Below are 25,476 nucleotides of genomic sequence, written 5' to 3'. Positions count from 1 at the left end.
GATAACGAAATGAAATTTAGGCCAATTGATGCGAAAAATCGCCGACTAAAAATTGCAAGCGCACCATTTACTCATAATAACCAAAGCACCAGCTTAGTGATGTTTTGGGTACTTCTTGCCGCCATTCCGGGAATTGCGGCACAAATTTACTTTTTTGGTATCGGTACACTCTATCAAATTGTTTTAGCGATGCTCACGGCGGTTGTGACTGAAGCTGTTTCCATACGCTTACGCAAACAGCCTGTTGTTCCGGTGCTTAAAGATAATTCTGCCATTGTCACCGCCCTATTGCTGGGGATCAGCCTACCGCCATTATCACCTTGGTGGTTAATTGTATTAGGGACATTCTTTGCAATTACCATCGCCAAGCAATGTTATGGGGGATTGGGACAGAACCCATTCAACCCAGCTATGGTTGGTTATGTTGTATTATTGATATCATTCCCCGTGCATATGACCAACTGGCTACCACCGCAAGAATTGCAAAACATGCATATCTCCGCTATTGATAGCTTGTCCGTTATCTTCAGTGGACACACCGCTTCGGGAGTAACGCTTGATCAGTTGCGAACAGGCATAGATGGCATGAGCCAAGCCACACCGTTGGATAGCTTTAAAACGGGTTTGCTAACACACCCTATTTCTGACGTATTGCAACAACCTATATTGCAAGGTTCATTAGCGGGTATTGGCTGGCAGTGGGTAAATATTGCGTATCTTATTGGTGGTTTGATCATGATTAACCGCCGTATTATTAGCTGGCATATTCCGCTATCATTCTTAGGCACACTGGCTGTTTTCGCAGTAATCAGTTATCTAATTGATGATAGCCGTTATGCGCCACCACTCGTTCATTTATTGTCAGGTGCCACCATGTTGGGTGCGTTCTTTATCGCAACCGACCCAGTTACTGCCTCGACAACACCAAAAGGACGGATTATTTTTGGTGTAATTATTGGTTTCTTAGTGTGGGTGATCCGCGTTTATGGAGGTTACCCTGATGCCGTTGCCTTCGCTGTATTGTTGGCCAACATCACCGTGCCGTTAATTGATTATTACACTCAACCGCGTGCATATGGGCATAAATAAGGAGCCAACATGTTAAATACAATGCGACGTCACGGAACAATCCTTGCTATATTTGCCGCAGGAACCACGGCATTAAGTGCAGCGGTCTATACTTTAACGAAAGATATTATTGCTGAACAAGCGGCGATTGTGCAGAAAAAATTGCTTGACCAAGTCGTCCCCAGTGACCTCTATGATAATGATTTAACAAAAGAATGTTATCTAGTCACTAATGAAGCGATATTAGGCAATAAACAGCCACGGCGTTTGTACATTGCCCGTAAAAATGGTGAGCCTGTTGCCGCAGCGTTAGAAACCACGGCATTGGATGGTTATTCAGGCGCCATTCACTTGTTGGTAGGTGCCGATTTTAACGGTACCGTTTTAGGTGTCCGTGTGACTGAACACCATGAAACGCCAGGGCTTGGTGATAAAATTGAAACACGTATTTCAGATTGGATCACACATTTAAGCGGGAAGAAAATCGAATCACCAAATGACCCGAAATGGGCAGTCAAAAAAGATGGAGGTGAGTTTGACCAATTCACTGGCGCCACCATCACACCAAGAGCAGTGGTCAATGCCACTAAACGAACTGCGGTCTTTATGCAAACTATTCCGCAAGAATTAGCAACTTACCCAACTTGTGGGGAAGAATAATGAGTGAATCTAAAGATTTATTAGTCCAAGGGTTATGGAAAAATAACTCTGCATTGGTACAACTATTAGGGCTCTGCCCACTATTAGCGGTTTCATCAACAGCAACCAATGCGCTCGGGCTTGGCCTTGCAACCACATTGGTGCTGATATGTACTAATGTGGCGGTTTCAGCCCTGCGACGCTGGGTACCCTCCGAAATTCGCATCCCAATTTATGTGATGATCATAGCCTCAGTCGTGAGTGCTGTGCAGATGTTAATCAATGCTTATGCCTTTGGATTATATGAATCACTGGGGATTTTTATTCCGTTGATTGTGACTAACTGTATTGTTATTGGCCGTGCGGAAGCTTATGCATCCCGCAATCCCGTTTCGTTATCTGCAATTGATGGCTTTGCGATGGGCTTAGGGGCAACTGCAACCTTGTTTGTTTTAGGGTCAATCCGTGAGATTTTAGGTAACGGAACCTTATTTGATGGGGCTGATTTACTGTTAGGCTCATGGGCAACCTCATTACGCATTGAAGTTATTCACCTTGATTCTCCATTTTTACTCGCTATGCTACCACCAGGTGCCTTTATTGGCCTTGCCCTATTGTTAGCAGCAAAATATTTAATTGATGAAAAAATGAAAAAAAGAGCGGCGTTGCAAGCCGATCATCAGCCCGCACGTGAATATGAAAAACAACAAGGTTGTGGCGGTCATCTTTCTTAATCAACAAATTAATGTGAGCAATGAATAAATCAAAACGTATTGAAATTTTAACTCGCTTACGGGACAACAACCCGCACCCAACGACGGAGCTAGAATTTAGCTCCCCGTTTGAGCTATTGATCTCTGTGTTGTTATCCGCCCAAGCGACGGATGTCAGTGTTAATAAAGCGACCGCCAAGCTTTATCCTGTGGCAAATACCCCAGAAACAATCATGGCGCTCGGTGTTGATGGCATCAAAGAATACATTAAAACCATTGGCCTATTTAATACCAAAGCCGAAAGTGTCTACAAAACCTGTAAGATACTGATTGAAAAACACAATAGCCAAGTCCCCGAAAACCGTGAAGCCCTTGAAGCCCTTCCTGGTGTTGGTCGTAAAACTGCCAATGTCGTTCTTAATACGGCCTTTGGCTGGCCAACCATCGCCGTTGATACCCACATATTTCGCGTGTGCAACCGTACCAACTTTGCCCCAGGTAAAGACGTTGTAGCCGTTGAAGAAAAATTAATCAAAGTCGTCCCTGCTGAATTTAAAGTTGATTGCCATCACTGGTTTATTCTCCATGGGCGTTATACTTGTATCGCACGCAAGCCGCGCTGTGGCTCATGTATTATCGAAGACCTCTGTGAATTTAAAGATAAAGTCTACCCAGAAGATTAACGATATCGTGCTTTCGCTAACGAAAAAGATAGGTCATCGTGCTAATCATAAGCACAACGCATTTTTTCCTTGCTCTAAGACTTTGTCTTACGTAACAATAGAGCCAAACTCAAACTTAATAAAACGGTAAGTATGTTTCAAGACAACCCACTGCTCGCACAACTTAAACAGACATTACACGCCCAAACACCTCGTGTTGAAGGGTTGGTAAAAAGCACTGAAAAAGGTTTTGGCTTTTTAGAAGTTGATGGCCAAAAAAGCTATTTTATTCCGCCTCCGCAAATGAAAAAAGTGATGCATGGTGACCGTGTCATCGCTGCAGTTCATACAGATAAAGACCGTGAATTTGCTGAGCCAGAAGAACTTGTCGAGCCTTTTTTAGATAGGTTTGTTGGTAAAATTCAGAAAAAAGAAAACGACAATCGTTTATTTGTTATCCCCGATCACCCGTTACTCAAAGACATGATTTTATGTCGTCCTGTAAATGGTATTACCCACGAATTTAAGCAAAATGATTGGGTCGTTGCTCAAATGCGCCGTCACCCCTTAAAAGGGGATAAAAGCTTTTACGCAGATATCACTGAATACATCACTGAAGGCGATGACCACTTTGCGCCATGGTGGGTAACGTTACGCCGTCACCAATTAGACCGTGATGAACCGCAAATGGTGGAAAGTGAGCGGGATGATCAAGGCATTGAACGCGTTGATTTAACTGACTTACATTTTGTGACTATCGACAGCGCTAGCACTGAAGATATGGATGATGCTCTGTATGCTGAAAAAACCGCTGATGGTAATCTTAAGTTATTTATCGCTATCGCAGACCCTACCAGTTATATCCGCGAAGGCAGTGAATTAGACAAACTGGCCCTTGCTCGTTCTTATACCAACTATTTACCCGGTTTCAATATTCCAATGTTACCGCGTCAATTGTCAGATGATTTATGTTCTTTGCGCCCGAATGAACGCCGCCCTGCTTTAGTGTGTGTAACTCAAATTCATGCTGATGGCCGTATTGATGACAATATTGAGTTCTTCAGTGCTTGGGTCGAGTCAAAAACTAAATTAGTGTATGACGAAGTTTCTGATTGGCTTGAAGAAACTGGAAACTGGCAACCCGCCAATGACACAGACAAACAGCAAATATTGCTGTTAAAAGAAATGGCGGATAGACGCTTACACTGGCGCGAAACCAATGCGTTAGTCTTTAAAGACCGCCCTGATTACCGCTTTGTGCTCGATGATAAAGGTAATGTCATTGATATCGTCTCAGAAAGCCGTCGCAGTTCTAACCGCATAGTTGAAGAAGCGATGATCACCGCTAACCTTTGCGCTGCCAGCGTATTAAAAGAAAAATTAGGTTTCGGGGTTTTCAACGTGCATATGGGCTTTGAGCCACTGCAGATTGAACAAGTTGTTCAAACCTTAAAAGACAATGGTATTGAAACTACCGCAGAATCGTTGTTATCGCTGGAAGGTTTCCGTCAGTTACGCCGTAAGCTTGATGCACAGCCTACTCAGTTCTTAGATAGTCGAATTCGCCGTTACCAAACTTTTGCGGAAGTTAAAGCCGATCCAGGCCCCCACTTTGGTCTCGGTTTTGATGCCTACGCAACATGGACATCACCAATTCGTAAATACACCGATATCGTTAACCATCGGTTATTAAAATCCATTATTGCTGGCAAGCCTTCAACGGATAAACCTACTGAAGAGCTTTCCATTAAATTGGCAGAACGCCGCCGTGCAAACCGAATGGCTGAACGTGATGTGGGTGACTGGCTCTATTCTCGCTACCTAAAACCATTTGAAGGTACAGATACAAAATTCCCAGCGGAAATTATTGATATCACCCGCGGTGGTATACGTGTTCGCTTAGTCGATAACGGTGCTGTCGCGTTCGTCCCAGCACCATTTATTCACAGTGTTCGTGATGAAATTCAGTGTAGCCAAGAAACTGGTAGCGTTCTGGTTAAAGGTGAAAAAGCATATCAACTCAATGATATTATTAATGTCACCATTGCGGAAGTTCGTATGGAAACACGTAATATCGTTGCACGCCCAGCAGAATAATACTTTCTATGCTATCTTTAAAAGGCCATAAGTGAATGCTTATGGTCTTTTCTTTGCTTGTAATCTAATCAGTAGCGATTAATTCGCATTTAACGTTAAACTTGAACCCTTATTCGCTATTTTTTCCTGATTATTCTTATTCGTAAATTTACCTATCATGCTAATTTATGATTTGTTTAATACGTGTTAAGGATTGAAAAATGAATACTGTCAGCAAACGCATTTTATCATTTATGGTTATTGCAACCGTCGCTGTAAGCGTAAGTGCGTGTTCCAACATGTCTAAGCGCGATAAAAATACGGCCATTGGTGCTGGTGTCGGTGCCGTCGGTGGTGCTGTGCTTACAGGGGGCAGTTCAATTGGTACGGTAGGCGGTGCTGCCATTGGTGGGATCATAGGTCACCAAGTTGGCAAATAACTCACAATAAACTCTCCCCACATTCTCTAAATAGCGCCATTCTTTTGGCGCTATTTTATCTTAAGTTACCTAAAACTAGTCTTATCAGAGATAATACTTGACCACTAGAGGTGTACACTGTACGCTTATCAAATCTATTTTAGGGAGGGAGCCCTATGAGCCATGCTATTGAATTTATTGAAACCACTTTTTTCACCAAACAAATACAAACCATTGCCACAACAGAAGAACTTAGAGCACGACAAAATCAACTTATTGCATGGCCAGATAAAGGCGACCTCACCCAAGGAACGGGTGGGCTACGCAAAATTAGAATGACGCTGGGTAATCAAGGAAAAAGTGGCAGTGCAAGGGGCATTTATTTTTTAGCGACTAAAGAAATTATATATTTTATAATGGCTTATCCTAAAAGTGAAAAAGACACACTCACTGACAAAGAAAAAGCAGAATTAAAAAAACTCACAACAATACTTAAAGGAGAGGTATAACATGAGTATTTTCAATGAATTAAAAGCCTCTTTAGAAGAAGCGGTTGAAATCAAAAACGGCACAAAAAAAGCCGCTAAGATCACCCGTTATGAAGTGGCTGATGTCAAAGCGATTAGAGAACAACTCAATGTTTCACAAAGCGAATTGGCTAACGCATTAGGGACTAGCGTTGATACCATTAAAAGCTGGGAATTAAAGCGACGTAACCCAACTGGGCTAGCGGCAAAAGTGTTAGTGGCGATAAAAAGAAACCCTGAATTATTCAAAGAACTCGCTGCAATTTAAACCATAAAAAAACGGTGATTACATCTGCAATCACCGTTTTTTCTTTAATTATTTTAATCAGCCACCAGCTAATTTAACTTGCATGCCTTTTACTTCAAGAAGTTGCTTAATGACATCTCGCTTATCCCCTTGAATTTCAATATTTCCATCCTTCACTGCACCGCCACAACCACATTTCTTTTTCAGTTCAGCCGCAAGTTTTGTGAGTTCAGCATCATCGAGGTCAAGCCCTGTAACAACACAAACTCCCTTGCCTTTACGGCCTGATGTTTCCCGGCGAATTCGGACGATACCGTCACCTTTTGGCCTTTCTACCGTCGGTTTTTCTTCATCAATACGGCCAATGTCTGTGCTATACACGAGACGGCTATTTGAATCACTCATACGAGGCCTTTAATAGATTGATTGATTTGTTGCAAGGTTAACGCTGGGTTTTCGCTACGGGTGATCGGGCGACCAATGACCATATAATCTACCCCCGCTTTAACGGCATCTTGTGGTGTCATGATACGGCGCTGATCGCCAACATCACTGCCTTCAGGGCGAATGCCTGGTGTGACTAATTTAAAATCTTTACCACATAAGCTTTTTAAGCGCAGTGCTTCATGCGCCGAGCACACAACACCATCAAGGCCGCATTGCTTAGTCAGCAACGCAAGACGCTCAGCATGAACTGCAGGTGAATCGTGGATCCCCACGCCCACTAAATCGGTTTCATCCATACTAGTCAAAACTGTTACTGCGGTTAATAAAGGCGCATCTTTACCGTAAGCTTCAAGCGCTTGGCGAGCAGCTTCCATCATTCGAGCCCCACCGCCTGCATGCACGTTGACCATCCATACGCCCATTTCAGCGGAGGCAGCAACAGCGCGGGCAACGGTATTTGGAATATCGTGAAATTTTAAATCTAAGAAGATATCGAAGCCACGGTCATGGAGCGATTTGACAAATTGAGGACCATTGAACGTGAACATTTCCTTGCCCACTTTAAGGCGACAATCACGCGGGTCAATACGGTCAACAAACGCCAGTGCATCATTAGCATCTTCGTAATCAAGTGCCACAATGATTGGCGAGTGTGTCTGGTTCTCAGTTGAGGAAATCATTTCATAGCCTTTAGTGAGTTGTTATGAGGTTAAAAAGTGACGCTGTCACTGACCATCTAACCCGCGAATGGGTTTGATCGTATCCCAAGAACGACATGATGGGCAATGCCAATATAATGAACGAGAAGTAAAGCCACATTTATGGCAACGGTAATCAGGTTTTGTACGGATTTGCTCACCCACCATTTTTCTTAGCAAAATCAAACTTTCTTTTGCTCGGCCTTCTTCCGCTTCTTCAAGGTGATAATCCATTAAACGATAAAACAGACGCATGGTTGGATGACGTTGAATTTGGTCATTAATATAATTTGCAGCAGCTTCATGATTTTGTTTTTCAACAATAATATCTGCTAGATACAGCTCGGCAATCGCGCCCGAATTACCCGCTACACATTGACGTAAGTAATCTTCCCATGCATCCAATTGGCCAGTGCGTTGATAGCAATCATGGAGCAGTGGCAGTGTTTCCGTAACCAATTCCCTATCTTGCTCATACACTTGTTTTAAAACATGAATGGCCTTTTCATACGCGGCTTGCTCAATAAAAATACGGCCTTTCATAATCGAAACCCGCGCACAGTTTTTATCGGCTTGTTCAGCCTTATTTAGTAAGGTTTGAGCATCATCAAGGTCATCACTTGCCAATTGTTGGGTCGCGAGCTCGCAATAAAAATGGGCAATTTGCTCGCGTAATTCGTGATGACCAAGTTTAACCAACTTACCCGCAACATCGATAGCTTTCGTCCATTCACTGGTTAACTGGTAAATATTCAGCAAAGATTGCAAAGCACTTTGCTTGAAGTCCACTTCATCCGTGAGTTGTTGGAACATATTTTCGGCGCGGTCGTACACCCCTGCGGTCATATAATCACGACCAAGCTGTTGAGTTGCGAGTAGGCGTTGTTCGAAGGATAACGATGCACTTTCCACCAGCGATTGGTGGATACGGATGGCGCGTTCAACCTCACCACGAGAACGAAATAAATTCCCTAAGGTTAAATGCGCTTCAAATGCAGAGCTGTCATAATTTTTAAGCATATCTAAAAATAAATCGACAGCTTTATCTTGTTGATTTGACAACAAGAAATTCACACCTGTCACATAATCGCGAGACAAGCGGTTAGCATGCAGTTGCTTATCTTGTTGAGCACTTCTGCGCCCCATATACCAACCATAAGCGGCAGCCACAGGAAGCAACAGAAACAGCAACTCGAACATACAGGATTATTCCTTGTTCTGAGTCGTCACTAATGAGGTAGAGTCAGAAAGATTACTTTCCCCAGCACCTAATTGTGATTCTAAACGTCTAATTTTACGACGTGCATTTTTCAGGCTAACAATTGTACGTAAATAAAATGCCGCACATACCAGCCATCCCAGCACAAAACCGACACCAAAAAGTGATGCAAGAAGGGTTGATAAAGAAAAATCCCCTTTTGCTATCAGGTAGTTAAATGTAATAACCTGATCATTGCTTGAACCTAGCGTAATCGAGATAATAAAAAACGCGACCGCCAGTAATAAAATCAGAAAGTATTTCACATTTGTTCCCGTTATCAGTTCTTATCCATTCAATAATATCTACCTGATAAGGTAGCATTTCCCACGCATCCAGACAAAGCAATTTATTTTATACAAATCCGAAATTTCATACGATTTGACACAATAATCACCCTATCGATGAAAGATTGACCGACTTTTTCTTTCGTTTTAACAACAGAAATACACCATAAGCCAATATGGCAAAAAACGCGCTGATAAATACAGACGTGATGACATCAATTGGCCAATGCATCCCTAATAGCATGCGGCTAAATGCGATCCCTTCGGCCCATAGCGCTAACCCAATTGACAGGCCGTAATCGCCTCTTTGCCAAAAAAAGGCAATAAACAACAATGCCCAACCTGCGGCAAATAACATATGCCCTGATGGAAATGAGTACCCCGTTTCAGCTTGCCAATGCTTTCGTTGCCACTTAGCGATATCTTCATGTTGTTTAACCACGGTTTTAATCAGCTTGGCCCGAGCAGCTCGTGTTAATTCATAAAAATCCGAATGCGTCACATCATATTGCTGTTCAAGCCAAGCTACATAAGGCCGTGGCTCTTGAAAATGGTTTTTAAGTAATGTTTTAGTACCTTGTTGAAGTAGCAAAGCACTAGCAATAATAATCACGATTTTCAATACAATGCCTTTTTCTGCACGTAATCTGAAGATGATAATAACCATAAGTGCTAATGACGTAATAATACTGTATGGTGCCCCCGCCGTATCGGTTAGCCATAGCAACCATTTCATTGATTTAAATTGGCTTTCTGGCGCCCATTGCCACCCTAAAATCAACATTATCATTGGTGGTAATACCAATAAAATAGCAAACAGGCCAACAACTAAAATAGTCTTTCTCATTCAATGCATTCCATAAATATTAATTTGGTCTTATAAATAAATATTCCATTCACTTATGAGTAACTCTGTTATAGTAATACAGTGTTGGTCGTGTGCAAAGATTGCCAGCCCCCTATATGCAAAACGTCATATAGCATCGATATATTATACTCAATGTCCCTTATATCGATTTACGTTACTACATTAAGCAAGAGTTACTTTAACTAATGAATGAAAATATGCAGCTAAAACGTGTTGCTCAAGCAAAACTCCCAACACCTTTCGGTGAGTTTCTGATGGTGGGTTTTGAAGAAATTGCAACTGGTCACGACCATGTCGCTTTAATCTTTGGTGACATCTCTGGGGATACCCCCGTTCTCAGCCGTATTCACTCTGAATGTTTAACAGGTGATGCGCTATTTAGCTTACGTTGCGATTGTGGTTTCCAATTAGAAGCGGCGCTTTCTCAAATTAGTCAAGAAGGTCGTGGGGTACTCCTATACCATCGCCAAGAAGGCCGAAATATTGGCTTGCTCAATAAAATTCGTGCGTATGCTTTGCAAGATCAAGGTTTAGACACCGTTGAAGCCAATCTAAAATTAGGTTTTAAAGCGGATGAACGTGACTTTACGCTGTGCTCAGATATGTATAAATTACTGGGGATCAACGAAGTTCGCTTGTTGACAAATAACCCGAAAAAAATCGATATCATGCGAGAAGCAGGTATTAATGTGGTTGAACGTGTGCCACTGATTGTGGGTCGAAACCCGAGTAATGAACACTATCTTGATGTTAAAGCTCAAAAAATGGGCCATCTGCTATTTAAGCACCAGTAAGCTCGTTGCAAAGGAAGAGTGCCTGCGCTCTTCCCTTTTCTCCACTCATCTTCGTTCAATGTGTGCCATTTCTTAATGGCTATATTCACTTTCTTTCTATAAGGTTTATACTGTTCTCAATATTATTACCTTGATGAATAGCCCCAAATTTTTTGCTTATTCATCAAACTACAAGGAGATATTGTGAACAACCTGCATTCTATTCAACGCATGAGAAGGCTGCGTAAAACTGAAAAACTCCGCACTTTATTCCAAGAAACTCATCTGTCAGTAAATGACCTTTGTTTGCCAATTTTCGTTGAGGAAGAGCTCGACGACTACATGCCAATCAATAGCATGCCCGGTGTGATGCGTATTCCTGAAAAACGTTTGGCGTATGAAATTGAGCGTATCGCAAACGCAGGGATTAAATCCGTTATGACCTTTGGTGTTTCCCATCACCTTGATGATAACGGCAGTGATGCGTGGCAGGAGAATGGCTTAGTTGCCCGTATGTCCCGTATCTGTAAAGACACTGTTCCTGAAATGATTGTCATGTCTGATACCTGTTTTTGCGAATACACCTCTCACGGCCATTGTGGTGTAATGCACAATCATGTCGTTGATAATGATGCCACTATTCACAATTTAGGTTTACAAGCAGTTGCAGCTGCTCGTGCTGGTGCAGACTTTATTGCCCCTTCTGCGGCAATGGATGGCCAAGTTGCTGCTATTCGTCATGCACTGGATGAAGCTGGATTTACGGATACCGCCATTATGTCCTATTCCACAAAATTCGCATCCGCACTGTATGGCCCATTCCGCGATGCAGCGGGTTCCTGTTTAAAAGGTGACCGTAAAACCTACCAAATGAACCCAATGAACCGTCGTGAAGCCCTGCATGAGTCGTTGATTGACGAACGTGAAGGTGCCGATGCACTGATGATCAAACCCGCTGGGGCTTATCTCGATATTATCCGCGACTTACGTGAGCACACGCAATTACCTATTGGGGCCTATCAAGTCAGTGGTGAATACGCACAAATCAAATTTGCAGCGCAAGCAGGCGCGATTGATGAAACACGTGTGGCACTGGAAACATTAGGCTCAATTAAACGTGCAGGTGCTGACCTAATCTTCACTTATTTTGCCTTACAACTGGCTGAAAGTAAGGTCTTATAGTCTTTAAGCTTATAACAAAACCGTGATACTGGATATAAACACAGTATCACGGTTTTTTGGCATTTGTGATTGAAAAATAACCCAAAAAAGACTAAAAACAAACCAACCAGTTATTTTCCACGCTGAATATCAAGCTGATGGGTTAACGTTTTCGCATAATGCTGAGCGACTTCTGCCGAAGGTAAGCCCGCAATCAATAAATCGTCTTTACCCGCTGTTGTTTTAGCGACAACGCCCCAAAACTCCACCTCGAAAGTAATACTCTCCGGGTTTTGATCCGGCATTGGAACAATATCAAAATACTCTTTTAATGGTGCGATAGTAATTGCAGTGTAATCTGCATTTAAGCCAAGTGGGAATTCTTTGTCCGCATAGAGACGTAAGTCATGAACTTCCGTTTCAGGTGTTCTCATCACAATAGAATACAAATTAGGAATATGTTCTAAAATATCGCGAACTTCTTCATTCGAACCATCAAAATGAGAAGTTGTTAATAAGATATCTGCTGCCCACAATGCCCCTTTATAGAAATCGGTTTCATTGATATCTGCCATATATATTTCCTTTACGTTGTTTTCGATAAATTTAGCGGTTCCGAATCCATTACATGGATATTAATTCAAACAAAGAAACTGATTTATGGCGAACTTCACCCAGTGCTGATTGGATAAAGAATGGTTTTCTCCCTCATATTTAACCATCTACCTCACACCATAACGTAGATCAACATCGAAAATATTGAGAAAAAACAAGATTAAGAAATAAGACAGAAATAAAAAAACGCCTGTAGGATTAACCAAACAGACGTTTTTCGTTAGTGCGAGTTAGTGAAGCATTTGTCGGATGACATAATGCAAGATACCGCCATGGCGGTAATACTCCATTTCGGTGCCTGTGTCGATACGACAGCGCGTAGTAATCTCTTTCACTTCACCGTTTCCAAACGTGATTTTCACTTTTAAGTCTTGCCCCGGAGTCAGTGATTGTAAGCCAACTACATCAATGCGCTCATCCCCTTTTAACCCAAGGGTTTTACGGGACATACCCTCTTTAAACTCCAGAGGCACGACGCCCATACCGATTAAGTTTGAACGGTGAATACGCTCATAGGATTCTGCAATCACCACACGAACGCCTAATAAATTGGTTCCTTTTGCCGCCCAGTCACGGCTTGAGCCTGAACCATATTCCTTACCTGCAATAATAGCTAATGTGCGTTTTTCTTGCTGGTACAACATAGCAGCATCGTAAATCGCCATTTGCTGTCCTGTAGGAATATGCAAGGTATAGCCGCCTTCAACACCTGGTACCATTTCATTACGAATGCGAATATTGGCAAACGTCCCGCGCATCATCACTTCATGGTTACCCCGACGTGAACCGTAAGAGTTAAAATCTGCAACCGCGACACCGTGCTCTTGAAGGTAGCGCCCCGCTGGGCTATCTTTCTTAATATTCCCCGCAGGAGAAATATGGTCAGTGGTCACCGAATCACCAAGAATGGCCAAAATATTGGCACCGTGAATATCTTTAACTGGCGCAGGTTGAGCGTTCATACCTTCAAAAAATGGTGGATGACGAATATAAGTTGAGTCCCCCTGCCAATGATAGGTTGACGAGCTTTCAACTTCGAGCGCTCGCCACGCATCATCACCTTCAAATACGGCATTGTATTCTTTGCGGAACATATCCGTTTTAACTTGCTGCACTGCTTGAGCAATTTCAGCACTGGTCGGCCAAATGTCTTTCAGATAAACATCATTACCTTGTTTATCCACGCCCAGTGGTTCATTTTTCAAATTAATATTCATATTACCCGCAAGGGCATATGCTACAACGAGCGGTGGTGACGCCAGCCAGTTGGTTTTTACCAGAGGATGGATCCGCCCTTCAAAGTTTCGGTTCCCCGAAAGCACAGCACCCACAGTTAAATCGGTTTGTTTAATCGCCGTTTCAATTGGTTCTGGTAATGGGCCTGAGTTACCGATACAGGTAGTACATCCATACCCGACAAGGTTAAAACCGAGTTTATCTAAATAAGGCGTTAACCCCGCTACAGCCAAGTAATCCGTGACCACTTTAGAACCCGGAGCAAGGGATGATTTAACCCATGGTTGGCGAGATAATCCTTTTTCAACGGCTTTTTTCGCTAACAGCCCCGCCGCCATCAGGACACTCGGGTTTGAGGTATTGGTACAAGATGTAATCGCAGCAATCACGACTGCGCCATCGGTGAGTTCAAACGTTTTATTTTGGTATTTCACTTCTGGGTGCGCGTTTTTATCTTGTTTGTTCACTTCAAGCTCAACGGCACCACGGAATGCTTTTGGCACTTGGCTCAGTTCTACTCTATCTTGTGGACGTTTCGGGCCAGCAAGGCTGGATTCAACGGTCGACATATCCAATTCAAGGGTACTGGTAAAGATAGGTTCATCGCCTGCATGGCGCCATAACCCCTGCTCTTTACTATACGCTTCCACCAGCGACACTTCATCGTCACTGCGCCCTGTTAATCGCATATAAGACAACGTAATGTCATCGATTGGGAAGAAACCACAGGTTGCACCATATTCTGGTGACATATTTGCAATGGTTGCACGGTCAGCTAAGGGCAAATCCGCCAAACCATCACCGTAGAATTCCACAAATTTACCGACAACACCATGTTTACGTAACATTTGAGTAACGGTTAAAACAAGGTCAGTTGCCGTAATACCTTCCGATAATTTACCCGTTAACTTAAACCCAACCACATCAGGGATCAGCATGGAGACTGGCTGGCCTAACATTGCAGCCTCAGCTTCAATTCCCCCCACTCCCCAACCCAACACGCCGAGCCCGTTGATCATAGTGGTATGGGAGTCAGTACCGACAAGGGTATCTGGGTAAGCATATAGCTTTCCGTCAATTTCCTCATGCCAAACCGCTTTACCGAGGTATTCTAAGTTAACCTGATGGCAAATCCCTGTGCCTGGTGGCACAACTTGAAAACGGTTAAAGGCTTTTTGCCCCCAACGCAGAAATAAATAACGCTCGTGGTTACGCGCCATTTCAATTTCGACGTTTTCACCAAATGCAGATTGTGTGGCAAATTCATCCACCATCACCGAATGGTCAATAACCAAATCAACAGGCGATAATGGATTAACTTGATTGACATTCCCCCCTAATGATTTCACTGCTTCACGCATTGCTGCAAGGTCAACAACAGCAGGAACACCTGTAAAATCTTGCATCAGTACACGGGCGGGTCGATAGGCAATTTCCCTATCTGCATGGGCATTTTTTTGCCAATCAATAATGGCTTGTAGGTCTTGTTCAACAACAGATGTGCCATCGACATGGCGTAACAAATTTTCGAGTAACACTTTGAGGGATTTTGGCAGCTTTGAACCGTCACCGATTTTTTTCGCGGCAAGCGCCAAACTGAAGTAATTATACTGCTTGTTTCCGACAGCGAGTGTTGAGGCACTCGTTGTTTTTAGACTCAACGACATAACTCCTCCTTGGTTTTTATGGCTATGGCAATAATGTTTATTTACCACCATTATTTTTTGTTAACCAATTGTAATCATAGTTGCTTTATAAATTTGATTTATAGCTTTTGTGCCAAATTTGCAGTTTAGACCTATTAATCATAGGAAATTTAAGATAAGAAGGGAAAGGATAAGCGTGAATAAGGGTAAAAAATTCAATATTACAAATAATTAAGTTATTAATGGTAGCCACTGTTAATAATGTGGCTACCAAAAGATAAGCAGGCAATAATACAAAAATCAAATAATCGGTAACTGAATATCTTTAAAAAATGCTTCAATTTCATCATTGTTACGAATGGCAATCGCCTTATCCACCACATCACGAGTTAAATGTGGGGCAAAACGCCATAAGAAATCATACATATAGCTACGCAAGAAACTGGTGCGTTTAAAGCCAATTTTGGTGGTGCTATAGCTGAACTTATCACGCATATCAATGACAACAAGGTCAGAATCATTTACCGCATCGACCGCCATACTGGCGATGATACCAATACCCAGCCCCAGTCTAACGTAAGTTTTAATGACATCCGCGTCTGTCGCTGTAAAAATAATTTTCGGCTCTAAGCCTATTTTTTGGAAAGCGACATCCAGTTCTGAGCGGCCTGTAAACCCATGGGTATAAGTCACAATTTGATATTCCGCGAGATCTTCAATGGTCACATTCTTTTTCGTCGCTAGCGGATGGTCCTTTTGCACGACCACACAGCGGTTCCAATGGTAGCAAGGCAACATAATCAAGTCGCTATACAGATGAAGCGCTTCAGTGGCTATAGCAAAATCACTGTTACCCTTGCATACCTCTTCTGCGATTTGGGTTGGCGTACCTTGCTGCATATGCAAAGACACATGAGGGTAGCGCTCAATAAAGCCTTTAATGACCGGGGGTAACGCATAACGAGCTTGCGTATGAGTAGTTGCAATATTCAAGGTACCGCGATCTGGGTAAGTATGCTCCCCTGCGACTGAGCGTATCGCTTCAATTTTCGACAGTACTTCTCTTGAAATACGGACAACCTCTTCCCCCGCAGGTGTGACATGCGTTAGGTGCTTACCACTACGAGCAAAAATTTGGATGCCTAGCTCATCTTCCAACATCCGCACTTGCTTACTGATACCCGGTTGCGAAGTAAAAAGCCCCTCCGCCGTAGAGGAGACATTTAAGTCATGGTTAACGACTTCAACAATATAACGTAATTGCTGCAATTTCATATTTCTGCCTACCCCTTACTGGATCACGAGATAATCGCTATAGCTAAAAAACATTAGTTATAACTAAAAATTATATACAATAGAATCGATATAACCAATATAACATTATTCTAACGAGAATAAACAGCATGATGACAAAATTTCATCTAAGGTCAGCTATTCACAATACAATGACGTAAGATATTGCAAAGACGGGTTATCTTTAATTCGTGATATGTTTCAATGAATAAACGTAATTTGAAGGATTTCCACTTCAAGATAAACTGAATAAAGTGGAGTTATAGATTCTCAACGAAGAGAGGTTTTTACATGCGTATAAATGTTTTAGCACTGCTGATTGGTATGTCAACGGTTTCATTTGCCCCGCAATTACTAGCTAAAGAAGTGGCTTACGGGCAACAAAAAATTGTGTTATCCGATACGATTAATCCTGGAAATGATTTCTACCGTTATGTAAATGAAGACTGGATAAGCAAAGCAAAAATCCCAACGGGCATGCTCCGCATTAACTCTTTCGTTGATTTATACTTAAATACCGAAAAACAAACTCAAGCCATCATTGATGAACTGCAAAAAAAACCTAAAAATGAATTAAACCATAATCAACAAAATATCCGTAACTTATACCAAAGCTTCCTAAACGAAGACGCCATAGAGAAAGCAGGCCTTTCCCCTATCAAACAGGATTTAGCTGAGATTGCAAAAGCAAAAAACCATCAGGATATCAGCCAGCTAATGACTGACCCAGATTTCAATTCATTGATTTCTTACTGGGTCGATTTAGATGCAAAAGCCCCTGAAACGTATGTTTTGTATGTTGGCCAAGGGGGCTTAGGGTTACCAAATCGAACTTATTACCTCGATGACACCCCGCAGATGCAAGATATACGAAAAAGTTATATCGCCTATATCGCAACAATGTTGAAACTGGCGGGCGAGAAAGACGTTGAACAAAAAGCGCAACAAATCTTCGAGTTAGAAAAAGCCATTGCAACAGTGCATTGGAGCCCTGAAGCACGCCGTGACACTATCAAAAACTACCATGCGATGTCACTGCCTGAAATGAAAAACTTCACTCAAGGTTTTGATTGGAATGGCTTTATTAATCGCTACAATCTTACCGACAAACAACTTGAAAAAGTGGTGGTAGAAACAGATAGCGCCGTTGAGCAAACTGCAAAAATTTTCGCGAAAACCCCCGTTTCAACCTTAAAGGATTATTTAACGTTTCAATATATTAGCGACCATGCACGCTATTTAAACAAAGCCGTTTCTGATGCGAATTTTGATTTTTATTCGAAAAAACTCAACGGTGTAGAGAAACAACGAACTCGTCAAGAACGCGCATTACAAACGGTAAACTCCCTTCAGGGCGAAGCATTGGGGCAAATCTATGTCGAAAAATATTTTGACCCACAATCCAAAGAAAAAATAAAAGATTTAGTCAGTTATGTTCGAGGAACATTTAATTCACGTTTGAAAGATAACGATTGGATGGATGAAAACACCCGCCAAGAAGCCCTGAAAAAATTGGAACAATTCACCGTAAAAGTGGGCTATCCAGACCAATGGAATGATTTCAGTCGCATTAATTTAAAACCAGATTCCCTTCTGGATAACTACAAACAAGTCGTTGCATGGTCGTACAATGATATGTTGAGCAAAATGGGGCAACCTGTACGCAAGTGGGAATGGGGAATGACACCGCAAACGGTGAATGCCTATTTCAACCCTGTACAAAATGAAATAGTCTTCCCAGCTGCCATTTTACAAGCGCCATTCTTCGACCCAAATGTTGACCCTGCTTATAACTATGGCGCTATCGGTGCCGTTATTGGTCATGAAATGGGCCATGGCTTTGATGACCAAGGCAGTTTATACGACGGTACAGGCCAGCTACGCAATTGGTGGAGTGAAAGCGCCAAAACGCACTTCAAAGAAAAAACTGAGAAGTTGGTCGAACAATACAATGCGTTTGACGTCGATGGTCTGAAAGTTAATGGGCAATTAACTCTAGGCGAAAATATTGGGGACTTAGGCGGGCTAAATATCGCATTGAGTGCTTATAAGCAGTTTGCTAAAGAGAATTACCCTAATGGCGAACCACCAATTATTGACGGCACAACTGGCTTACAGCGCTTTTTCATCGCATGGGCACGTACATGGCAAGAGCTGTCGAATAAAGAGTCTGAGCGTAATAAAATTATGACTGACCCGCACAGTCCAAACCAATTCCGCGCCAATGGCGTTGTACGTAATATCGATGATTGGTACCAAACCTTTGGTGTCGATAAAGACAACGCCCTCTACTTAGAACCTGAAAAACGTATTCGTATTTGGTGATGGGTGAAAAAAAGCTCGGTATATTTTCCGAGCTTTTAAACCGTGTAGGTCAGTTAAGGACTTCCCCTTAACAGTTTAGACCTTGCTCTAAATAGTTTGCGTTGTGGCTAGGCGGCAAGTGAAGCTAAGCCCTAGGAGCATACACCAGTATGTGACTAGGGTTAGCAAGCGCAGCCAACAACACCAAAGCGTAAAATATGGTCAGTTAAGGACTTCCCCTTAACAGTTTAGACCTTGCTCTAAATAGTTTGCGTTGTGGCTAGGCGGCAAGTGAAGCTAAGCCCTAGGAGCATACACCAGTATGTGACTAGGGTTAGCAAGCGCAGCCAACAACGCCACAGCGTAAAATATGACGAGCAAAGTTATTTGATGACGCCACAGGCCATCCTAGCCCCACCACCACCTAACGCTTCTGGATTATCTGAATAATTATCGCCACCCACATGCACCATTAGCGCGCGGTCTTGCACATCTTTCAATGTTTTTAAGCGTGGCGCTAAAACCGCATAATCAGCATTACCTTGGCTATCGGCAACCAGACCCGGTAAATCCCCCAAGTGCCCTGAATTATCATATGGCCCTTTGTGGACACCTGTTTTTGCTGGGTCTAAATGCCCGCCAGCTTTAAGTGCCGGAACGGGTTTACCGTCTTTTTCCCCTGGCTCACAGCTTGGATTTTCGTGAATATGGAAACCATGAATACCGGATTGTAAACCTGAAAGTTTTGGTGTGAACAGTAATCCATACTCAGTTTCAGATATAACCACCTCACCAATTGTTTTACCTTCACCGGTTGGCGTTGCTTCTTTTAATACCACTGTGGATTGAGCCGCATAAGCTGTGCCCGCAGTCAGTAAAGCGGCGAGTAAACACATTTTTAACTTCATATTGCCTCCAGTAGATAACATTTATAATCATTCCATCGACTTACCTTAAGTTAATCAAAGCAAGAACTGTTACTGTTGCTAGATTAGTGTCAACAACTGTACTTAAACTAACATAAATTTGTTATCACTTTGGTGCTGCATTTAGCTTTAGTTAAGAAATGGTGGTTATATCACAATCAGGAGTGCCATATTATTCTTCACCACACCGCTAGTAGAAACAATTGTGTCAATATGACTTTATAGTAAAAATTTTATTTCAGTATATTTACGTAAAATAACCCTTTGATAAAAAATGTTAACATGCTGTGAAAACGATCACAGTATATTATTTTTATTTCGCCTACATTTCAGATTATTCATTTCACATGAAATAAATAGGAAACAAAAATTTCATAAAACCCCACCAAATTAAAAGCAACTTAAATAAAAAAGAAGAGTTGTGCCTTACAAATAAAACGAGCTATCAAAAAATAACACTATGTTTTCTTAAACTTTTATAATAAGTGGAAAATAGATTATGAATACTCTTGCCAAAAAATTTGGTTTTTCAGCACACACCATTATTCAGCTTATTTTTATTACCGCAAATGCCCAACTGCTATACGCCTTTTGGGATTTACGTAATTCCTTACCTCTTGGCTTCCCTGTTGCAATGGGAATTTCTGACGCACAAGCAGGCCAACTCTATTCAATGCAAGGATTAGTTATTTTACTGGGCACACTGGCACTCGGTTGGGTCGGTGACAGGTTTAAAGTCCGTATGATTATGTTAATCACTACACTCGGCGTTGGCTTTATTTCTCTCTTCATCGCCTTAAACTCGCCAGGTTTAAGCATGCCAACTTTATTATTGTGCTTTTTCTCTATGTTATTACTCAGCGAAGTATTATTTAAACCCGCCAACTTTAAAGCCGTCAGCTTATCAACCACCAAAGAACACCAAGGCGTTGCTTTTGGTATGTTTGAGTTTGGTCGTGGTTTATTGGCATTTTTGATGAGTCTATTATGGGCTGCTATGGTTTACTACGAAGCCAGTAGCCGCACCATGATGATCACGTCATCGATTATTGTGCTCGCTACTGCGATACTCATTTTCTTGGCTGTACCGAAAGATGCCCGAGTCAGTGAAGATGCGGATACCGTAAGCTCAGTAAAAGAAGCCCTGCTTGGTGTATTAAAAGTCATTAAGTTGCCGATTGTTTGGGTAACTGGCCTTAACGTTTTTTGTATTTACGGCACCTTTGTGGCAGCTGGCACTTACTTTGCCCGTTTCTTACAAGCAGGCTATGGTGCATCCGCAACCGTCGCTGCGGTATTTGTATCCGTGGTAATTGCGCTGCGAATGTTACCGTTATTATCCACATTGCTGGTCACTTTAGCGTTTAAATCTACCGCCCATTTTATGCGTTTCATGTCGTTTGTTCTGGTGATTTTACTCGCCGCTATTGGTATTTTGTTCTACATGAACCCCGCCTCAATCACGGAGTTTATGGCGGGTCAAGCACCTGACAATATCATTAGCCCAGCGGTTCGTAACTCCATAATGATCCTAATGTTATGTGCCTCTGCATGCTGCTTTATGATCCGAGGCGTCTACTATGCCCCAATCGGTGAGTTTGGGATTGATAAAAAGCATGCTTCTGCAGCAATGTCTTTGGCTATCACAATTGGCTACCTCCCTGCACTACTGGCACCATTAATTTTAGGTAAAATCATTTTTAGCCCACAATTAAATGAACAAGGGCAAGTCGTCAAAGAAATTCTCACACCAACAAATATTATTGGTCATGTTTTTATTGGGTTATCTGTCTTAACGCTAATCGCCGCTTTACTATCTTGGACCGTGATCAAAATGAAAAAAGCGCAATAACACATTGATATTATAATGACATGAGCCGTTACAATAACGGCTCACTGTCTATTTAGGAAATGGACTAGGTAAGCACTATGCAAAATAATAATGATATTGATTGGCTCAAATATGTTGCGGATGAATTATCCATAACGGATTTATTGATCCCAGGGACTCACGATGCCATCACATCAACCTGTGATCAGCCCTATTATCAAACCCAGACATTATCGCTCGCTGAGCAGCTTAGCTGCGGCGTTCGTTTTTTTGACTTAAGACTAACTCGCAACCTGAATATTGCGCACCGTGAATGGCATAGTGACATCATGGCAAAAGACCTTCTTCACTGCTTTATTTCTTTCCTTGAGACACACCCCACTGAATTTGTTATTTTACGCATTCAAAATGCCAATGAGAAAAAAGATGATTTTGATGCCTATAAACAGGCTCTTATCCCATTTATTGAGCCTTACCTAAAACACCTTTTGTTACCTGAACAAATTGATGAAAACACATTCAAGTGGCCATGCGTAAAGCAACTAAGGGGTAAAATTTTAGTAATTGAATGTGCGCCTCCTGAGTTACATGTTTCAACGTTAGGGAATGGCACTCGTTGGGCACATAATTGGCACCAAAACCCCCTAATTTCATTGCAAGATAACTGGAATGGTCCTGAGGTTCAGGAAAAAATTGATGACATCTTGGCGTTGATTCATAGTGATGATGATATCAATAGGCAGCAACTCAGACTCAATCATATCAGTGCGACGAATGGTCAGCTGGGCAGCCCCATGGCGTATGCAGATATCATTAACCCGATTATTCGCGATGAATTAACTACGTTAGATCAGCCCACGCCAAAAGGCATCTTAATTTTTGATTTTATTGATAAAGATTTAGCAAAGAAAACGATTAAACTGAATCAATTACAATCTGCTTAATACATAAAAAAATGCCAATCAATAATTGATTGGCATTTCTATTTTTAATCTAAAAAGTAACCTTAACGAATTACTTCTCTTTCACTTCCCACTTACCATCTACGTAAAAAGCGCTCCAACCTGTTGCTTTACCGTCTTTTTCCGAAGAAACATATTGTTGCTTAGTTTTACGGCTAAAACGAACGACGGTCGGGTTACCTTCACCGTCTTCCGCTGGCGCTTCAGCTAAATAAGCAAGCTTTTCAGGTAGTCTATCCTTAAAGCGTTGTAACTCAGCCACTAATGGCGCACGTGTTTCTCTGGATTTCGGGAAGGTATTGGCTGCAAGGAACACCCCAGCTGCACCATCACGCAATACAAAGTAAGCGTCAGATTTTTCACACGGTAATTCAGGTAGCGGAACGGGATCTTCTTTCGGTGGCGCAACTTCGCCACTTCTTAAGATCTTACGTGTGTTTTTACACTCTTCATTGGTGCAACCCATGTATTTACCAAAACGCCCCATTTTCAGGTGCATTTCAGAGCCACATTTGTCACATTCAATGACAGGGCCATCATAACCCTTAATACGGAATTCGCCTTCTTCGATCTCATAACCTTCACACGCAGGGTTATTACCACATACATGTAATTTACGTTGGTTATCAATCAAGTAGCTATCCATCGCTGTACCACATTTCGGGCAACGACGTTTCGCTCTCAGCGCGTTAGTTTCCGCATCATCCCCTTCCAGTACGTTAAGTACTTCATCTTCAGGGATCAGATTGATGGTTTTCTTACAGCGTTCTTTCGGTGGTAATGCATAGCCGCTACAACCCAAGAATACCCCTGTAGATGCCGTACGGATACCCATATGGCGCTCACAATCAGGACAGGTTATTGAAGTAATAACCATTGGATTGGTGCGCATCCCACCTTCTTCAGGGTCTTTTTCCGCAACATCAAGTTGGGTACTAAAATCAGAGAAGAATTCATCGAGAACCGCTTTCCACTCGGCATCATGGTTTGCGACATGGTCGAGTTGGTTTTCCATTCGTGCAGTAAAATCGTAGTTCATCAAGTCGTTGAAGTTTTCTTCTAGACGATCTGTAACGATTTCACCCATTTTTTCTGCATAGAAACGGCGATTTTCAACTTTGACATACCCTCTATCTTGGATAGTCGAAATAATGGCTGCATAAGTTGAAGGACGGCCAATGCCACGTTTTTCGAGTTCTTTAACCAGTGACGCTTCACTAAAACGCGCTGGCGGCTTAGTAAAGTGCTGACTTGGCAATAATTCGATTAATGATAACTCCGTGCCTACTTGGATCGGTGGCAAGGTCTTATCTTCATCGTTTTTGCGCAGCGCAGGCATCACTTTCGTCCAACCATCGAAACGCAACGTGCGCCCTTTGGCTTTCAGTTCAAAGTCTCCCGCTTTCACGGTTAAGGTCGTCGAGTCATATTTCGCAGGCGTCATCTGACACGCAACAAACTGGTTCCAAATTAATTGGTACAATCGTTTTGCGTCATTTTCCATATCTTTTAGTGAATCAGGTAAGACATCAACACTAGAAGGACGGATGGCCTCATGGGCCTCTTGAGAGTTATCTTTACTGCTATATACATTGACATCTTTCGGCAGGTATTTCGCCCCAAAATTGTCATTAATATAGCCGCGAACCATGTCTAACGCATCTTGGCTCAAGTTCGTTGAGTCAGTACGCATATACGTGATGTAACCCGCTTCATATAGACGCTGAGCCATCATCATGGTTTTCTTCACTCCAAAACCTAAACGTGTACTTGCCGCTTGTTGCAATGTTGAAGTGATATAAGGTGCACTTGGTTTACTTGATGTTGGTCTATCTTCGCGGTCAATGACCTCAAAGCGCGCTTTTTCAAGTAGCTTCACTGCCGCAGTCGTTTGCGCCTTATTGACAGGCTTGAACGATTTACCGGCTTGTGATGTCACTTCCATGCGTAAATTAGCAATGTCTTTGTCTGCTAAATCTGCATGCAATTCCCAATATTCTTCAGGAACAAACGCTTTGATTTCTCGTTCGCGCTCGACAATTAGTTTTACGGCAACAGATTGAACACGTCCCGCAGACAAACCTCTCGCCACTTTTTTCCACAATAATGGGGATACCATATACCCCACAACACGGTCCATAAAGCGACGCGCTTGCTGGGCGTTAACCCGGTCAATATTTAGCTCACCAGGACTATCAAATGCTTGGGTGATGGCATTTTTCGTGATTTCGTTAAACACTACACGACTAAAACGCGAATCATCACCGCCAATCACTTCACGCAAATGCCATGCGATCGCTTCTCCCTCGCGGTCCAAGTCCGTTGCGAGATAGATATGATCGGCATCCGCAGCCAAAGATTTAAGCTCCGAAACCACCTTTTCCTTACCCGGTAGAATTTGATAATTCGCCTTCCAACCGTGATAAGGGTCGATACCCATGCGATTCACTAATGCATCACGTGGGTCTTTTTTAACTTTCTTTGTTTTCTCGGTAGATGAGCCTGTACTCTTTTGTGAGCCGGTTTGTGAACCAGAGCCGCTTTTCGGCAGATCACGAATATGGCCGACGCTGCTTTTTACAACGTAGCCACTGCCAAGATACTTGTTAATTGTCTTGGCTTTTGCCGGGGACTCCACGATAACAAGAGCTTTACCCATATTTACCTTTACCTAAATATCAACTATGACGCACTTTTACATAAAAATGCGCAAAATGAGAATCTGTTTTTTTATATTGCGATACAATCACAATATATCAATATATTTTCAATCAATTATTTGTGTTGAAACAAAACTTATAATCTCAGTCACGTTATTCT

23 protein-coding genes are annotated in these 25,476 nt (G+C 42.3%); 13 read left to right on the top strand and 10 right to left on the bottom strand.

Translation table 11 applies throughout. The features are described from left to right. The first annotated feature begins 9 nt into the window (after positions 1-9). From rsxD to nadS, 8 genes are all read left to right on the top strand, one after another. A complete protein-coding gene (gene rsxD, locus ABWP91_RS01035) occupies positions 10-1,089 on the top strand; it encodes an electron transport complex subunit RsxD (RefSeq protein ID WP_353241606.1) in 1,080 nt (359 codons plus the stop codon). 9 nt (positions 1,090-1,098) lie between these two features. Next, on the top strand, positions 1,099-1,728 hold the full coding sequence (gene rsxG, locus ABWP91_RS01030; RefSeq protein ID WP_353241605.1) for an electron transport complex subunit RsxG: 630 nt from the start codon (positions 1,099-1,101) through the stop codon (positions 1,726-1,728). Beyond that, a complete protein-coding gene (locus tag ABWP91_RS01025) occupies positions 1,728-2,441 on the top strand; it encodes an electron transport complex subunit E (protein WP_353241604.1) in 714 nt (237 codons plus the stop codon). Before rsxG ends, ABWP91_RS01025 begins: the two co-directional genes overlap by 1 nt. Before the next feature lie 20 nt (positions 2,442-2,461). After that, complete coding sequence (gene nth, locus ABWP91_RS01020) at positions 2,462-3,103, top strand: endonuclease III (protein ID WP_353241603.1); 642 nt, start codon at positions 2,462-2,464, stop codon at positions 3,101-3,103. 132 nt (positions 3,104-3,235) lie between these two features. Then, positions 3,236-5,179 (top strand): exoribonuclease II, encoded by a 1,944-nt coding sequence (locus tag ABWP91_RS01015; protein WP_353241602.1) that lies wholly within the window; start codon positions 3,236-3,238, stop codon positions 5,177-5,179. Positions 5,180-5,379: 200 nt separating this feature from the next. Beyond that, a complete protein-coding gene (osmB, locus tag ABWP91_RS01010) occupies positions 5,380-5,598 on the top strand; it encodes an osmotically-inducible lipoprotein OsmB (protein WP_353241601.1) in 219 nt (72 codons plus the stop codon). A 155-nt stretch (positions 5,599-5,753) separates the two neighbouring features. Next, positions 5,754-6,086 (top strand): type II toxin-antitoxin system RelE/ParE family toxin, encoded by a 333-nt coding sequence (locus tag ABWP91_RS01005; protein WP_353241600.1) that lies wholly within the window; start codon positions 5,754-5,756, stop codon positions 6,084-6,086. A 1-nt stretch (position 6,087) separates the two neighbouring features. Then, complete coding sequence (gene nadS / locus ABWP91_RS01000; RefSeq protein WP_349424545.1) at positions 6,088-6,372, top strand: NadS family protein; 285 nt, start codon at positions 6,088-6,090, stop codon at positions 6,370-6,372. Between the two features lie 57 nt (positions 6,373-6,429). Here the strand turns inward: nadS and yciH are convergent, their stop codons facing one another. From yciH to ABWP91_RS00975, 5 genes are all read right to left on the bottom strand, one after another. Further along, positions 6,430-6,756: a stress response translation initiation inhibitor YciH gene (gene yciH, locus ABWP91_RS00995; protein ID WP_353241599.1), complete on the bottom strand. Its 327-nt coding sequence runs from the start codon at positions 6,754-6,756 to the stop codon at positions 6,430-6,432. Further along, positions 6,753-7,478 carry an orotidine-5'-phosphate decarboxylase gene (pyrF, locus tag ABWP91_RS00990; protein ID WP_353241598.1) on the bottom strand — a complete coding sequence of 242 codons (726 nt, stop codon included), beginning with the start codon at positions 7,476-7,478 and terminating at the stop codon, positions 6,753-6,755. The genes yciH and pyrF overlap by 4 nt, the downstream gene beginning before the upstream one ends. Before the next feature lie 45 nt (positions 7,479-7,523). Continuing rightward, entirely contained in the window at positions 7,524-8,696 is a 1,173-nt protein-coding gene (gene lapB, locus ABWP91_RS00985; protein ID WP_353241597.1) for a lipopolysaccharide assembly protein LapB, read from the bottom strand. A 6-nt stretch (positions 8,697-8,702) separates the two neighbouring features. Then, a complete protein-coding gene (locus tag ABWP91_RS00980; RefSeq protein WP_353241596.1) occupies positions 8,703-9,020 on the bottom strand; it encodes a LapA family protein in 318 nt (105 codons plus the stop codon). A 127-nt stretch (positions 9,021-9,147) separates the two neighbouring features. Continuing rightward, entirely contained in the window at positions 9,148-9,888 is a 741-nt protein-coding gene (locus ABWP91_RS00975) for a phosphatase PAP2 family protein (RefSeq protein ID WP_353241595.1), read from the bottom strand. Positions 9,889-10,106: 218 nt separating this feature from the next. On the opposite strand from ABWP91_RS00975, the gene ribA reads away from it, so the two are divergent. Both ribA and hemB read left to right on the top strand, forming a co-directional pair. Next, positions 10,107-10,703, top strand: coding sequence for a GTP cyclohydrolase II (gene ribA, locus ABWP91_RS00970; protein WP_353241879.1), 597 nt, complete (start codon positions 10,107-10,109; stop codon positions 10,701-10,703). Between the two features lie 183 nt (positions 10,704-10,886). After that, on the top strand, positions 10,887-11,864 hold the full coding sequence (gene hemB / locus ABWP91_RS00965; protein ID WP_219247803.1) for a porphobilinogen synthase: 978 nt from the start codon (positions 10,887-10,889) through the stop codon (positions 11,862-11,864). A gap of 110 nt (positions 11,865-11,974) precedes the next feature. Here hemB and ABWP91_RS00960 read toward each other — a convergent pair whose 3' ends face one another. The 3 genes from ABWP91_RS00960 to cysB form a co-directional block, all read right to left on the bottom strand. Then, positions 11,975-12,418 carry a hypothetical protein gene (locus tag ABWP91_RS00960; protein WP_353241594.1) on the bottom strand — a complete coding sequence of 148 codons (444 nt, stop codon included), beginning with the start codon at positions 12,416-12,418 and terminating at the stop codon, positions 11,975-11,977. Between the two features lie 270 nt (positions 12,419-12,688). Further along, complete coding sequence (gene acnA / locus ABWP91_RS00955; RefSeq protein WP_353241593.1) at positions 12,689-15,361, bottom strand: aconitate hydratase AcnA; 2,673 nt, start codon at positions 15,359-15,361, stop codon at positions 12,689-12,691. A 279-nt stretch (positions 15,362-15,640) separates the two neighbouring features. Further along, positions 15,641-16,615: an HTH-type transcriptional regulator CysB gene (gene cysB, locus ABWP91_RS00950; protein ID WP_353241592.1), complete on the bottom strand. Its 975-nt coding sequence runs from the start codon at positions 16,613-16,615 to the stop codon at positions 15,641-15,643. Positions 16,616-16,924: 309 nt separating this feature from the next. Between cysB and ABWP91_RS00945 the strand changes: the two genes are divergently transcribed. Then, on the top strand, positions 16,925-18,958 hold the full coding sequence (locus tag ABWP91_RS00945) for a M13 family metallopeptidase (RefSeq protein ID WP_353241591.1): 2,034 nt from the start codon (positions 16,925-16,927) through the stop codon (positions 18,956-18,958). A gap of 362 nt (positions 18,959-19,320) precedes the next feature. Here the strand turns inward: ABWP91_RS00945 and sodC are convergent, their stop codons facing one another. Beyond that, entirely contained in the window at positions 19,321-19,845 is a 525-nt protein-coding gene (gene sodC, locus ABWP91_RS00940; protein ID WP_353241590.1) for a superoxide dismutase [Cu-Zn] SodC, read from the bottom strand. A 517-nt stretch (positions 19,846-20,362) separates the two neighbouring features. On the opposite strand from sodC, the gene ABWP91_RS00935 reads away from it, so the two are divergent. Both ABWP91_RS00935 and ABWP91_RS00930 read left to right on the top strand, forming a co-directional pair. Further along, positions 20,363-21,715: an MFS transporter gene (locus ABWP91_RS00935; RefSeq protein WP_353241589.1), complete on the top strand. Its 1,353-nt coding sequence runs from the start codon at positions 20,363-20,365 to the stop codon at positions 21,713-21,715. Positions 21,716-21,792: 77 nt separating this feature from the next. Continuing rightward, positions 21,793-22,638 (top strand): phosphatidylinositol-specific phospholipase C domain-containing protein, encoded by an 846-nt coding sequence (locus ABWP91_RS00930; RefSeq protein ID WP_353241588.1) that lies wholly within the window; start codon positions 21,793-21,795, stop codon positions 22,636-22,638. Positions 22,639-22,708: 70 nt separating this feature from the next. Here ABWP91_RS00930 and topA read toward each other — a convergent pair whose 3' ends face one another. Beyond that, positions 22,709-25,315, bottom strand: coding sequence for a type I DNA topoisomerase (topA, locus tag ABWP91_RS00925; RefSeq protein ID WP_353241587.1), 2,607 nt, complete (start codon positions 25,313-25,315; stop codon positions 22,709-22,711). Between the last annotated feature and the right edge of the window lie 161 nt (positions 25,316-25,476).

This window comes from Providencia sp., assembly GCF_040396775.1.
In the GTDB taxonomy this organism is placed as follows: Bacteria; Pseudomonadota; Gammaproteobacteria; order Enterobacterales; family Enterobacteriaceae; genus Providencia.
Note: the sequence above shows the minus strand (reverse complement) of the source record. Positions and strands in the feature narration are given on the sequence as shown.

What these genes read in the sequence shown, in the direction of transcription:
- rsxD (WP_353241606.1), top strand. Translation starts at nt 10, where the DNA reads ATGAAATTTAGGCCAATTGATGCGAAAAATCGCCGACTAAAAATTGCA.
- rsxG (WP_353241605.1), top strand. Translation starts at nt 1,099, where the DNA reads ATGTTAAATACAATGCGACGTCACGGAACAATCCTTGCTATATTTGCC.
- ABWP91_RS01025 (WP_353241604.1), top strand. Translation starts at nt 1,728, where the DNA reads ATGAGTGAATCTAAAGATTTATTAGTCCAAGGGTTATGGAAAAATAAC.
- nth (WP_353241603.1), top strand. Translation starts at nt 2,462, where the DNA reads ATGAATAAATCAAAACGTATTGAAATTTTAACTCGCTTACGGGACAAC.
- ABWP91_RS01015 (WP_353241602.1), top strand. Translation starts at nt 3,236, where the DNA reads ATGTTTCAAGACAACCCACTGCTCGCACAACTTAAACAGACATTACAC.
- osmB (WP_353241601.1), top strand. Translation starts at nt 5,380, where the DNA reads ATGAATACTGTCAGCAAACGCATTTTATCATTTATGGTTATTGCAACC.
- ABWP91_RS01005 (WP_353241600.1), top strand. Translation starts at nt 5,754, where the DNA reads ATGAGCCATGCTATTGAATTTATTGAAACCACTTTTTTCACCAAACAA.
- nadS (WP_349424545.1), top strand. Translation starts at nt 6,088, where the DNA reads ATGAGTATTTTCAATGAATTAAAAGCCTCTTTAGAAGAAGCGGTTGAA.
- yciH (WP_353241599.1), bottom strand. Translation starts at nt 6,756, where the DNA reads ATGAGTGATTCAAATAGCCGTCTCGTGTATAGCACAGACATTGGCCGT.
- pyrF (WP_353241598.1), bottom strand. Translation starts at nt 7,478, where the DNA reads ATGATTTCCTCAACTGAGAACCAGACACACTCGCCAATCATTGTGGCA.
- lapB (WP_353241597.1), bottom strand. Translation starts at nt 8,696, where the DNA reads ATGTTCGAGTTGCTGTTTCTGTTGCTTCCTGTGGCTGCCGCTTATGGT.
- ABWP91_RS00975 (WP_353241595.1), bottom strand. Translation starts at nt 9,888, where the DNA reads ATGAGAAAGACTATTTTAGTTGTTGGCCTGTTTGCTATTTTATTGGTA.
- ribA (WP_353241879.1), top strand. Translation starts at nt 10,107, where the DNA reads ATGCAGCTAAAACGTGTTGCTCAAGCAAAACTCCCAACACCTTTCGGT.
- ABWP91_RS00960 (WP_353241594.1), bottom strand. Translation starts at nt 12,418, where the DNA reads ATGGCAGATATCAATGAAACCGATTTCTATAAAGGGGCATTGTGGGCA.
- acnA (WP_353241593.1), bottom strand. Translation starts at nt 15,361, where the DNA reads ATGTCGTTGAGTCTAAAAACAACGAGTGCCTCAACACTCGCTGTCGGA.
- cysB (WP_353241592.1), bottom strand. Translation starts at nt 16,615, where the DNA reads ATGAAATTGCAGCAATTACGTTATATTGTTGAAGTCGTTAACCATGAC.
- ABWP91_RS00945 (WP_353241591.1), top strand. Translation starts at nt 16,925, where the DNA reads ATGCGTATAAATGTTTTAGCACTGCTGATTGGTATGTCAACGGTTTCA.
- sodC (WP_353241590.1), bottom strand. Translation starts at nt 19,845, where the DNA reads ATGAAGTTAAAAATGTGTTTACTCGCCGCTTTACTGACTGCGGGCACA.
- ABWP91_RS00935 (WP_353241589.1), top strand. Translation starts at nt 20,363, where the DNA reads ATGAATACTCTTGCCAAAAAATTTGGTTTTTCAGCACACACCATTATT.
- ABWP91_RS00930 (WP_353241588.1), top strand. Translation starts at nt 21,793, where the DNA reads ATGCAAAATAATAATGATATTGATTGGCTCAAATATGTTGCGGATGAA.
- topA (WP_353241587.1), bottom strand. Translation starts at nt 25,315, where the DNA reads ATGGGTAAAGCTCTTGTTATCGTGGAGTCCCCGGCAAAAGCCAAGACA.